This is a genomic window from Microbacterium sp. NPDC089696, assembly GCF_044749125.1.
In the GTDB taxonomy this organism is placed as follows: Bacteria; Actinomycetota; Actinomycetes; order Actinomycetales; family Microbacteriaceae; genus Microbacterium.
Genome location: NZ_JBIVHF010000004.1, coordinates 202,297 through 213,475, shown reverse-complemented (window position 1 = coordinate 213,475; position 11,179 = coordinate 202,297). Strand labels below are relative to the sequence as shown.

The following is an 11,179-nucleotide window of genomic DNA, read 5'->3' as shown; positions in this document are numbered from 1 at the left end:
GGTCACATTCCGAACCCGGAAGCTAAGCCTCACAGCGCCGATGGTACTGCAGGGGGGACCCTGTGGGAGAGTAGGACACCGCCGGACTCCTTTTAAGCAAATGGCCACCCATCGTTGGGTGGCCATTTCGCGTTAACAACACATACATCAACAGAGGAGCATCATGCCGGAAGACGAACAGCGCCGCCCGCGTCGTAACGACGATCAGGGACCGCGCCGGGAACGGCCTTCCGGAGATCGCTCCTCGCAGCCGCGTCGCGAGGGTGGCTACTCGCGTGATGGTGGTGCTCCGCGCCGAGAAGGTGGCTACTCCCGTGACGGCGCCCCGCGTCGCGATGGTGGTGCCCCGCGTCGCGATGGTGGTGCTCCGCGTCGTGAGGGTGGTTACTCCCGTGATGGTGGTGCTCCGCGTCGTGAAGGTGGCTACTCCCGTGACGGCGCCCCGCGTCGCGATGGTGGTGCTCCGCGTCGTGAGGGTGGTTACTCCCGTGACGGGGGCCAGCGTCGTGAGGGTGGTTACTCCCGTGATGGTGGTGCTCCTCGTCGTGAAGGGGGTTACTCCCGTGACGGTGGTGCTCCGCGTCGTGAGGGTGGTTACTCCCGTGATGGTGGTGCTCCGCGTCGTGAGGGTGGTTACTCCCGTGATGGTGGTGCTCCTCGTCGTGAGGGTGGCTACTCCCGTGATGGTGGTGCTCCTCGTCGTGAGGGTGGCTACTCCCGTGACGGTGGTGCTCCTCGTCGTGAGGGTGGTTACTCCCGTGACGGTGGTGCTCCGCGCCGTGAGGGTGGCTACAACCGTGATGGTGGTGCTCCGCGCCGTGAGGGTGGCTACAACCGTGATGGTGGTGCCCCGCGCCGTGAGGGCGGTTACAACCGTGATGGTGGTGCTCCGCGCCGTGAGGGTGGCTACAACCGTGATGGTGGTGCGCCTCGTCGTGAGGGTGGCTACAACCGTGATGGTGGTGCGCCTCGTCGTGAAGGTGGCTACAACCGTGACGGTGGTGCCCCGCGTCGTGAGGGTGGCTACAACCGTGACGGTGGTGCCCCGCGCCGTGAGGGCGGTTACAACCGTGACGGTGGTGCTCCGCGTCGTGAGGGCGGTTACAACCGTGACGGTGGTGCTCCGCGTCGTGAGGGTGGCTACAACCGCGACGGTGGTGCCCCGACCCGTGACCGTGGCGACCGCACGCGATCGTTCCCTCAGCGTGGGGGAGCAGGGCGCGAGCGTCCTGTCCAGGCGACGGACGACCGTCCGCGTCACAACGACCCGATCATTCCGGACGAGGTCACGGCGCGTGACCTCCACCCGTCGGCGCGCAACGAGCTCAAGACGCTGAGCAAGGAGAACGCCGAGCACGTCGCCCGCCACCTCGCCATGGCATCCCGTCTCATCGACGAGGACCCGGAGCTCGCCCACAAGCACGCTCTCGCCGCGTCACGGCGTGCAGGTCGGATCGCGATCGTCCGTGAGACGCTCGGGATCACCGCCTACGCCACCGAGGACTTCGCGCTGGCCCTGCGTGAGCTGCGCACCTACCGGCGCATCTCCGGTAAGGACGATCAGATCGCGCTCATGGTCGACAGCGAGCGCGGTATCGGACGACCCGACCGCGCCCTCGAGACCGGCCGTGCCGTCGACAGGACGACTCTCGACACCGCGGTGCGCGTCGCGCTGGCGATCGCCATGTCGGGGGCGCGTCTGGACCAGGGCGACCTCGAACTCGCGCTCGGCGAGCTCGAGATCCCGGAGCTCGACCCCGACCGCGCCTTCGAGTGGAGCCCGGCGCTCTTCGCCGCTCGCGCCGCCGTGCTCGAAGACCTCGGACGGGCCGACGAGGCCGCGTTCTGGTTCCATCGGGCCGAGGTCGCTGCCGAGGCTCTCGGCGTCGACGAGGCAGGCGACGAGGAGATGTTCGTCGAAGACGGTCTCGTCGAGGACTGGGAGGATGACGAGGACGGTGTCGCCGTCGAACCCGAGGAGCACACCGACACAGAAGACATCGCAGACACCGCAGACACCGCAGACACCGCCAACGACGCCGACGCGGACACGGAGGACAGCGTTCCCGAGCCGTCGATCGAGGACGAGGTCCGAGAGCTCCTGGGCGAGGACGACGACACCGTGACGGCCTCCGATGCCTCCGATGCCTCCGATGCGTCCGAGTCGTCGACCGACAAGGACGCGTGAATGGGACTCTTCTCCAAGAGGGCCCAGTCCCGCACCCCGCTCGACGGCGTGGATGCTGTCCTCGCCGACCTGGACGGCGTGGTGTACGCCGGCCCGGGTGCGCTGCCGCACGCGGTGGACAGCCTCAATCGGGCGGCCGAGACCGCGCGCCTGGGGTACATCACGAACAACGCCTCCCGCACGGATGCGTCGGTCGCGGCGCATCTGAGCAGCCTCGGGCTGAGCGTCGCCCCCGCCGATGTGATCACGAGCCCCCAGGCGGCGATGCGGCTTCTTGCCGGCATCGTCCCACCGCCGGCGACTCTCCTCATCGTCGGGGGAGACGGCCTGGTCGACGAGGCCGAGAAGGCCGGATACACGGTCACGCGCTCGGCGGAGGACTCCCCGGCGGCGGTCGTGCAGGGTTTCGCCCCCGAGGTCGCCTGGACGGATCTCGCTGAGGCGGCGTTCGCGCTCAAGGTCCCGGAGGACGAGGGCGGCATCCCGTGGATCGCGACCAACACCGACTGGACGATCCCGCGCGAGCGCGGCGTCGCGCCGGGCAACGGGACTCTGGTCTCGGCCGTGCACACCGCGATCGGCCGTCTCGCGACGGTCGCCGGCAAGCCCGAGGTGCCGATCTTCGAGGAGGCCATGGCCCGCTTCGGCGCGACGAAGCCCCTCTTCATCGGCGACCGGCTGGACACCGACATCCTGGGCGCCGTGCGCGCCGGGATCGAGTCCGCGCTCGTCCTCACCGGCATCGATCGGCCCAAGCACGTGCTCGCCGCTCCCGAGGGGTCGCGGCCGACGTACATCCTCAGTGACCTGCGCGAACTCCACCAGACATACCCCGAGGTCACGGTCGCGGACGGCGTCCACACGGTGAACGGCGCGTCGGTGCGCGTGACCGGGGCCGACGTGGAGATCGTCGCGGAGGGGCACGCGCAGATCGATCTGCTGCGCGCCGGGGCCGCGGCGATCTGGGCGTCCGGCACCCCGGTCTTCGTGCTGCGGGTCCCCGAGCGCCTCTACGACGACCCGTTCCACCGTCCCTGAGCCGTCAGGGGGCCGGCGAGCTCCGTGCGACCGTGCCGCCCCGCGCCGTGGCTCTGCCGCGCTGTCGGCCGCGCCGCGTACAGTAGGAGTGTGAGCGAAGAGACGACGAACGCGCCGACCGACGGTCTGTGGAGTCGCCTGCGTCTGATCGAAGGGCAGCCTCTCGCTGCTCGAGCCGACGCCTACTCCGGCCTGCACGACGAGCTCTCGCGACGCCTCGACAGCGGAGCGAAGCTCGATCAGCGCGACGCGCCGGGCGCCCGATGACGCGACTCGACGCCGCACTCGCCGCCCGAGGCCTCGCCCGCTCCCGTACGCACGCCGCCTCGCTGATCGCGGAGGGCCTCGTGAGCGTCGACGGGCGTCCGGTCGTGAAAGCCTCGACTCCCGTCGCCGACGGGTCAGAGCTCGCGGTCGCCGGAGCGGACCACTACGTCGGGCGTGCCGCCCACAAGCTCATCGCCGCCCTCGACGGCTTCGACGTCCCGGTCGCGGGGCGCCTCGCCCTCGACATGGGGGCGTCCACCGGGGGATTCACCCAGGTGCTACGGGAGCGCGGTGCCCGCAGAGTCCTGGCCGTCGACGTCGGGCACGACCAGATCGCGCCCTCGATCGCGGCTGATCCGGGCGTCGTGGTCGTCGAGGGGTACAACGTGCGGCACATGACGCCCGACGGCCTCGCCGAGGCGACCGACGAGCCCGAGGCGCCCGATCTCCTGGTCGGAGACCTCTCCTTCATCTCCCTCGAGCTCGTCCTCCCCGCGATCGCCGCGGTCGCGGCGCCGTCCGCCGACATCGTGCTCCTCGTGAAGCCGCAGTTCGAGGTGGGGCGCACCGCGGTACGCGGCGGTCTGGTGACCGACCCGGCGACGCGTGCGGATGCCGTCGCGCGCACGGTCTGGAGCGCCTGGGACGCCGGGCTCGGGATGCTCGGGATCCTGTCCTCCCCGATCCTGGGGACGCACGGCAACGCGGAGTATCTCGTGCATCTCGCGCCGGGCCGCGGGACGGATCCGTCAGAATGGTCGGAACGCATCAACGAACTGGCAGGGGGACGATGAACGAGCGCAACATCCTGGTCGTCGCCCACGCGCGCCGTGACGACACCGTCGCGGCAGCGCGGCGAGTGATCGACGCTCTCCGCGACGCGGGTGCCCGTCCGGTGCTCGCGCCCGACGAGAGCCTAGACCTGAGTGCGGTCGATCCGAGCTTCGCCGACGTGGATGTGCTGGGCGATACGGTCCAGCAGGACGACCTCGAGCTCGCGATCGTCCTCGGCGGCGACGGCACGATCCTCCGCGCGGCCGAGCTCGTCCGCGGCTGCTCGGCGCCGGTGCTCGGCATCAACATGGGGCATGTCGGCTTCCTCGCCGAGATCGATCGTGACGACATGGACGACGCCGTGCGGCGGGTGATCGCCCGGGATTACGAGGTCGAGGAGCGCCTCGCGCTGTCGGTCCGCGTGAAGGACGCCGAGGGCGCCGTCGTCTACGAGACCTTCGCGCTCAACGAGGCGACGGTCGAGAAGGCCAGTCGCGAGCGCATGATCGAGGTCGTGCTCGAGATCGACGGACTCCCGCTGTCGAGCTTCGGCTGCGACGGCATGGTCGTCTCCACACCGACGGGGTCGACCGCCTACAACTTCTCCGCAGGCGGGCCGGTGATCTGGCCGAGTGTCGAGGCGATCGCCGTGATCCCGCTGTCGGCGCACGCGCTGTTCGCGAAGCCGCTCGTCGTCAGCCCGGACGCCGCCGTCGCGATCGAGATGCTGGAGAGTGCGTCTGGGTCGGGCATCCTGTGGTGCGACGGACGCCGTTCGCACGACCTTCCACCCGGTGCGCGCGTCGTCGTGCGCCGGTCGTCCCGCCCCGTGCGCCTCGCACGACTGCATCCGGCCGAGTTCACCAACCGGCTGGTGCGCAAGTTCCAGCTGCCGGTCGCCGGATGGCGGGGTCAGGGAGGCGGCGCATGATCGAGGAGATGCGGATGCAGGGACTCGGCGTGATCGCCGATGCCGTGCTGCCCCTCGGGTCGGGGTTCACCGCGATCACGGGCGAGACCGGTGCCGGCAAGACCATGGTCGTGACCGGCCTCGGTCTGCTGCTCGGACAGCGCGCCGATTCGGGGGCCGTGCGGTCCGGGTCGGGCCAGGCTTCTGTCGCCGGCGTGTGGATCGTTCCCGAGACCGGCGACGTCGCGGACATCGTCGCGGATGCCGGGGGAGACCTCGAGCCCGCCGGCGCCGGGTCCGCCGAGCTCTACGTCTCTCGCACTCTGAGCGCCGAGGGGCGCAGCCGCGCGAGCGTCGGTGGACGTGCCGCACCGGCAGGGGTCCTGTCGGCCCTCGCCGAGGAGCTCGTGGTCGTGCACGGCCAGTCGGAGCAGTTGCGCCTGCGGTCGGCGGCCGCGCAGCGCGACGCCCTCGACCGTTTCGGCGGGGCGCCGATCGCGACGGCGCTCGAGACCTACGCCGCCGCGTTCGCCCGGTGGCGCGAGCTCGACGCCGAGATCGTCGACATCACCGAGAACCGCGACCGACGGGCCGAGGAGGCGTCCCGGCTCCGCGAGGCGCTCGCGCTGATCGAGGCGACCGCTCCGGAGCCGGGGGAGGACGCCGAGCTCACGGCACGCTCGGAGCGCCTGACGAACGCCGAGGAACTGCGTGTCGCGGCCTCGCTCGCGCACGGCACGCTGTCGAACGAGGACGGCGAGCCCGACGTCACGGCGCTCGTGGCCGAGGCCAGGCGCGCGCTGGAGCGTGCATCCGATCCCACTCTCACCGAGATCGCGGAGGGCCTGGCCGACGTCGGCTATCGCGTGACCGACCTCGCCGCGCAGCTGTCGGCGTACCTCGCCGATCTCGACGAGTCCGGGCCGCACGAGCTCGCCGCGGTCGAGGAGCGACGCGCCGCCCTGAGCACGCTGATCCGTGCGCACGGCTCCCTCGACGAGGCGCTCGCGCTCTGGCAGACCGGCTCGGCTCGGCTCGCCGAACTCGACGACGACGGCGACCGCATCGAGAGGCTCGAGGCCGAGCGCGACGCCGCGCGGGCCGAACTCGATGCGCACGCCGACGCTCTCACCGCGGAACGCGTCGCGGCTGCAGCCCGCCTGGGCGAGGAAGTCACCGAGGAGCTCCACGCCCTCGCGATGCCCGATGCCCGCCTCGAGGTCGCCGTCACGCGCGGCACCGAGAGCACGCACGGCCGCGACGACGTCGCCATCCTCCTGGCTCCGCACCCCGGTGCCGAACCGCGATCGGTGTCGAAGGGGGCATCGGGCGGCGAGCTGTCGCGCGTCATGCTCGCCATCGAGGTCGTGATCGCCGGGACCGACCCCGTGCCCACGTTCGTGTTCGACGAGGTCGACGCCGGCATCGGCGGCGCCGCCGCCATCGAGGTCGGGCGGCGACTCGCCCGACTCGCCGAGAAGTCCCAGGTCATCGCCGTCACGCATCTGGCCCAGGTCGCGGCCTTCGCGAACAATCATCTCTCCGTCGTGAAATCCCACGACGGAGCCGTCACGGCGTCGAGTGTCCGCAGGCTGGACGGGGAGGAGCGTGAGGCCGAGATGGCCCGCCTGCTCTCCGGTCTGACGGATTCCGATGCCGCACTCACCCATGCCCGAGAGCTTCTCAGCCTCGGGGCCCCCGCCTCCTGATAGGATCGAAGCCCGTGATGAACTCTTCTTCTGCGGGGCCCAAGAACGACACGACCAAGCACATCTTCGTGACTGGTGGTGTCGTTTCGTCTTTGGGCAAGGGCCTCACCGCGGCCAGCCTGGGCAACCTCCTCACCGCCCGCGGACTCCGCGTCGTGATGCAGAAGCTCGACCCGTACCTGAACGTCGACCCGGGAACGATGAACCCGTTCCAGCACGGCGAGGTCTTCGTGACCGACGACGGCGCCGAGACCGACCTCGACATCGGCCACTACGAGCGCTTCCTCGACATCAACCTGTCGGAGGCGGCGAACGTCACGACCGGTCAGATCTACTCGCAGGTCATCGCACGGGAGCGCCGCGGCGAGTACCTCGGCGACACCGTGCAGGTCATCCCGCACATCACCGACGAGATCAAGCGCCGCATGCGCCTCCAGGCGAGCGAGGACCCGCGGCCCGACGTCATCATCACCGAGGTCGGTGGAACCGTCGGCGACATCGAGTCGCAGCCGTTCCTCGAGTCGGCCCGTCAGCTGCGTCACGAGCTCGGTCGCGACAGCGTGTTCTTCGTGCACGTGTCACTCGTGCCGTTCATGGGCGCCTCGGGCGAGCAGAAGACCAAGCCCACGCAGCACTCCGTCGCGGCCCTCCGCCAGGTCGGCATCCAGCCCGATGCGCTGGTGCTCCGCAGCGACCGTCCGGTGAGCGAGAGCAACCGCAACAAGATCGCCCTGATGTGCGATGTCGACGCCGAGGGCGTCATCAACACCGTCGATCTGCCGAGCATCTACGACATCCCCTCGACGCTCAACGAGCAGGGCCTCGACTCCTACATCGTGCGGCGCCTCGGTCTCGACACGAAGGCCGCCGACGTCGACTGGACGCGCTGGAACAAGGTCCTCCACGCGGTGCACAACCCCAAGCACGAGGTCACCATCGGCCTCGTCGGCAAGTACATCGACCTGCCGGACGCCTACCTGTCGGTGACGGAGGCGCTCAAGGCCGGCGGGTTCGCTCAGGAGACCAAGGTCAACATCCGCTGGATCCCCTCGGACCTGTGCGAGACGCCCGAGGGCGCCAAGGAGCAGCTCGGATCGCTCGACGGCATCTGCGTGCCGGGCGGGTTCGGCATCCGCGGCATCGAGGGCAAGCTCGGCGCGCTGAAGTTCGCGCGCGAGCAGGGCATCCCGACGCTCGGGCTGTGCCTCGGCCTGCAGTGCATGGTCATCGAGTACGCCCGTGACGTCGCCGGCATCGTCGGCGCCTCGTCGAGCGAGTTCGACCCCGAGACGACCGAGCCCGTGATCGCGACGATGGCCGAGCAGATCGAGATCCTCGACGGCGGAGACCTCGGCGGCACCATGCGTCTCGGTCTCTACCAGGCCGCCCTCGCCGACGGGTCTCTGGCGCGCGAGCTGTACGGCGCCGCCGAGGCGTCCGAGCGCCATCGTCACCGCTACGAGGTCAACAACGCCTACCGGGCGCGCCTGTCCGACGCGGGTCTCGTGTTCTCGGGCCTGAACCCGGACCTCGACCTCGTGGAGTTCGTCGAACTGCCGCGCGACGTGCACCCCTACTACATCGCGACGCAGGCGCACCCCGAGCTGCGCTCGCGCCCGACCGACCCGCACCCGCTGTTCCGCGGGCTCGTCGGCGCGGCGATCGAGCGTCACCGCGCGAGCGAGCTGTTCGACGTCGAAGCAGATGCCTGAGTCGGACTCCCGTCCGGCGGCGTTCGACCTCCGCGACGAGCCCTTCGAACCCGAGGTGCTGAGCAGCGTCCTCGCGTTCGAGGGCGCCGTCTGGGACGTCCGTGACGATCGCGTGCGCTACGGCGACGGCGAGATCCGCCGCCAGTACGTCGCTCACACCGGTGCGGTCGCGATCCTCGCGCTCGACGACGACGGACGGGTTCTCCTGATCCAGCAGTACCGGCACCCGATCCGTCATCGCGACTGGGAGCTTCCTGCGGGACTGCTCGACGTCGAGGGCGAGGCACCGGTCGAGGCCGCGCAGCGCGAGCTCGCGGAGGAGGCCGATCTCGTCGCCGCGCACTGGGAGCCGCTCGTGTCGTCCTGGACGACGCCGGGCGGCAACGACGAGATGATCCACGTGTTCCTCGCGACCGGGCTGTCGTCCGCGCCGTCGGCGCACGCGCGCGAGGATGAGGAAGCCGACATCCGCGTGGAGTGGGTTCCGCTGTCGGACGCGGTGGACGCCGTGCTGGCCGGACGGATGCGCAACGGGATCCTCGGGATCGGCGTGCTCGCGGCCGCGCAGAGACGCCGCATCGGAGGCTGAGCGTGCAGCTCGATCGCGCCGTGGACTCGTACCTGCGCCACGTCACGATCGAGCGCGGTCTCAGCGAGCACACGATCGCGGCCTACCGACGCGACCTGTCCGGCTATCGGGAGTGGCTGGCTGCGGAGGGGATCACCGACACGGCCGACATCACGCCGACGGTGATCGGCCGTTTCGTCGCCGACCGCGCCGCGGCCGATCCTCCGCCCGCCGCGACGAGCCTCGCGCGGCTGCAGTCGTCGGTTCGCGGATGGCATCGCTTCCTGGCCCGCGAGGGCATCGAGGACGACGACCCCAGCGGACGGCTGCGTCCGCCCAAGGCGCCCCGTCGGCTGCCCAAGGCCCTCACGATCGACCAGGTCGAACGTCTGCTCGCCGCGCCGTCGGCGGAGGAGCCCCTCGGAATCCGTGATCGTGCGCTGCTCGAGCTGCTGTACGCCACGGGTGCGCGCGTCTCCGAGGCCGTGGGCCTGGACGTCGACGACCTGTCGCACGGCGAGGTGCTGCGTCTGCGCGGCAAGGGCTCCAAGGAGCGCATCGTGCCGGTCGGCTCGTACGCGCGCGCTGCCGTGGACGCCTACCTCACCCGGGTGCGCCCCGGTCTCGCGGCGAAGGGGCGCGCCTCCGCGCGACTCTTCCTCGGTGCGCGGGGAGCCCCGCTCTCGCGACAGAGCGCGTGGCTCGTGATCCGCGCCGCGGCCGATCGCGCGCAGATCACCGCCGAGGTGTCGCCCCATACGCTGCGCCATTCCTTCGCGACGCACCTGCTTCAGGGCGGTGCGGACGTGCGGGTGGTGCAGGAGCTCCTCGGCCACGCCTCGGTCGCGACGACTCAGATCTACACGCACGTCTCGGTGGACACCCTGCGCGACGTCTACGCGACGTCGCATCCGCGGGCCCGGTGAGGGACGCTCCGCCGCGGGGAGGAGCGACGTCGCGCGCCGCGCCCGGGGATCGGCCCCGCCGCGCGCCGGGACGCCCGGCGCCGGGCCTCCCGCTACAATCGAGCAAGCACGAAGGAGCAGGAGAACCGGTGGCTGAGAAAGCGGCGAAGTCCAGGGCGAAGGCACAGAAGGCCGACGAGACACCCCTCGGACCGACCGGGCGGCCGTATCACGGGTTCCCGACCCCCGAGCCGCTCGCATCCCACGGGCCCGCGCGCATCATCGCGCTGTGCAACCAGAAGGGCGGCGTCGGCAAGACGACCACCTCCATCAACCTCGCCGCCGCGCTCGCGGAGTACGGGCGCAAGGTCCTCGCGGTGGACTTCGACCCGCAGGGCGCGCTCTCCGCCGGTCTCGGCATCCAGACGCACGACGTCCCCACGATCTACGACCTCCTGCTCGACACGAAGCGCGACGCGCACGATGCGATCGTGCACTCGGACGTCGAGGGTCTCGACGTGATGCCCGCGAACATCGACCTGTCGGCCGCCGAGGTCCACCTCGTGAACGAGGTCGCCCGTGAGACGATCCTCGCCCGGGTGCTGCGTCAGGTCGCGGGGGAGTACGACGTCATCCTCATCGACTGCCAGCCGTCGCTCGGTCTGCTCACGGTGAACGCGCTGACCGCCGCGCACGGCGTCATCATCCCGCTCGAGTGCGAGTTCTTCGCCCTCCGCGGCGTTGCCCTGCTGATCGAGACGATCGACAAGGTGCGCGATCGCCTGAACCCGTCGATCACGATGGACGGCCTCCTCGCGACGATGTACGACCCGCGTACGCTGCACTCGCGCGAGGTGCTCGAACGCGTGGTCGAGGCGTTCGGCGACGATGTGCTGGAGACCGTGATCGGCCGCACCGTGAAGTTCCCGGACGCATCGGTCTCGGGTGTGCCCATCACCGAGTTCGCTCCGGAGCACGCCGCCGCCCAGGCCTACCTGCGGCTGGCGCGGGAGCTGGTCGCCCGTGGCGCCGTCGCCTGACGAGATCTCCGAGAACACCGACACGGTCGCGCCCGCCGTCGCGGTCGAGGCAGGCGCGGTCGAGGCAG

The 11,179-nt window shown here is 70.6% G+C and carries 11 protein-coding genes and 1 rRNA gene; all 12 read left to right on the top strand.

The window, feature by feature from the left end; translation table 11 throughout:
- Positions 1-87, top strand: a 5S ribosomal RNA gene (rrf, locus tag ACIPY8_RS18615); the annotation flags it as partial.
- Positions 88-263: 176 nt separating this feature from the next.
- Positions 264-1,337, top strand: coding sequence for a hypothetical protein (locus tag ACIPY8_RS18610; protein WP_400821430.1), 1,074 nt, complete (start codon positions 264-266; stop codon positions 1,335-1,337).
- A gap of 38 nt (positions 1,338-1,375) precedes the next feature.
- On the top strand, positions 1,376-2,188 hold the full coding sequence (locus ACIPY8_RS18605; RefSeq protein ID WP_400821427.1) for a hypothetical protein: 813 nt from the start codon (positions 1,376-1,378) through the stop codon (positions 2,186-2,188).
- Positions 2,189-3,226: an HAD-IIA family hydrolase gene (locus tag ACIPY8_RS18600; RefSeq protein ID WP_400821426.1), complete on the top strand. Its 1,038-nt coding sequence runs from the start codon at positions 2,189-2,191 to the stop codon at positions 3,224-3,226.
- A 90-nt stretch (positions 3,227-3,316) separates the two neighbouring features.
- A complete protein-coding gene (locus ACIPY8_RS18595) occupies positions 3,317-3,493 on the top strand; it encodes a hypothetical protein (RefSeq protein WP_400821423.1) in 177 nt (58 codons plus the stop codon).
- Positions 3,490-4,287, top strand: coding sequence for a TlyA family RNA methyltransferase (locus ACIPY8_RS18590; protein ID WP_400821420.1), 798 nt, complete (start codon positions 3,490-3,492; stop codon positions 4,285-4,287). Before ACIPY8_RS18595 ends, ACIPY8_RS18590 begins: the two co-directional genes overlap by 4 nt.
- Positions 4,284-5,198 (top strand): NAD kinase, encoded by a 915-nt coding sequence (locus ACIPY8_RS18585; RefSeq protein ID WP_400821417.1) that lies wholly within the window; start codon positions 4,284-4,286, stop codon positions 5,196-5,198. Before ACIPY8_RS18590 ends, ACIPY8_RS18585 begins: the two co-directional genes overlap by 4 nt.
- Positions 5,195-6,886 (top strand): DNA repair protein RecN, encoded by a 1,692-nt coding sequence (gene recN, locus ACIPY8_RS18580; protein ID WP_400821414.1) that lies wholly within the window; start codon positions 5,195-5,197, stop codon positions 6,884-6,886. The genes ACIPY8_RS18585 and recN overlap by 4 nt, the downstream gene beginning before the upstream one ends.
- A gap of 17 nt (positions 6,887-6,903) precedes the next feature.
- Positions 6,904-8,598: a CTP synthase gene (locus tag ACIPY8_RS18575; protein WP_400821412.1), complete on the top strand. Its 1,695-nt coding sequence runs from the start codon at positions 6,904-6,906 to the stop codon at positions 8,596-8,598.
- Positions 8,591-9,187 carry an NUDIX domain-containing protein gene (locus tag ACIPY8_RS18570; protein ID WP_400821409.1) on the top strand — a complete coding sequence of 199 codons (597 nt, stop codon included), beginning with the start codon at positions 8,591-8,593 and terminating at the stop codon, positions 9,185-9,187. Before ACIPY8_RS18575 ends, ACIPY8_RS18570 begins: the two co-directional genes overlap by 8 nt.
- Before the next feature lie 2 nt (positions 9,188-9,189).
- A complete protein-coding gene (gene xerD, locus ACIPY8_RS18565; RefSeq protein WP_400821407.1) occupies positions 9,190-10,092 on the top strand; it encodes a site-specific tyrosine recombinase XerD in 903 nt (300 codons plus the stop codon).
- A gap of 128 nt (positions 10,093-10,220) precedes the next feature.
- On the top strand, positions 10,221-11,111 hold the full coding sequence (locus tag ACIPY8_RS18560) for a ParA family protein (RefSeq protein ID WP_400821405.1): 891 nt from the start codon (positions 10,221-10,223) through the stop codon (positions 11,109-11,111).
- The last annotated feature ends 68 nt before the right edge of the window (positions 11,112-11,179 follow it).

Bases quoted from the DNA above. Each gene is read 5' to 3' on its own strand.
- ACIPY8_RS18605 (WP_400821427.1), top strand. From the start codon at position 1,376: ATGGCATCCCGTCTCATCGACGAGGACCCGGAGCTCGCCCACAAGCAC.
- ACIPY8_RS18600 (WP_400821426.1), top strand. From the start codon at position 2,189: ATGGGACTCTTCTCCAAGAGGGCCCAGTCCCGCACCCCGCTCGACGGC.
- ACIPY8_RS18590 (WP_400821420.1), top strand. From the start codon at position 3,490: ATGACGCGACTCGACGCCGCACTCGCCGCCCGAGGCCTCGCCCGCTCC.
- ACIPY8_RS18585 (WP_400821417.1), top strand. From the start codon at position 4,284: ATGAACGAGCGCAACATCCTGGTCGTCGCCCACGCGCGCCGTGACGAC.
- recN (WP_400821414.1), top strand. From the start codon at position 5,195: ATGATCGAGGAGATGCGGATGCAGGGACTCGGCGTGATCGCCGATGCC.
- ACIPY8_RS18575 (WP_400821412.1), top strand. From the start codon at position 6,904: ATGAACTCTTCTTCTGCGGGGCCCAAGAACGACACGACCAAGCACATC.
- ACIPY8_RS18570 (WP_400821409.1), top strand. From the start codon at position 8,591: ATGCCTGAGTCGGACTCCCGTCCGGCGGCGTTCGACCTCCGCGACGAG.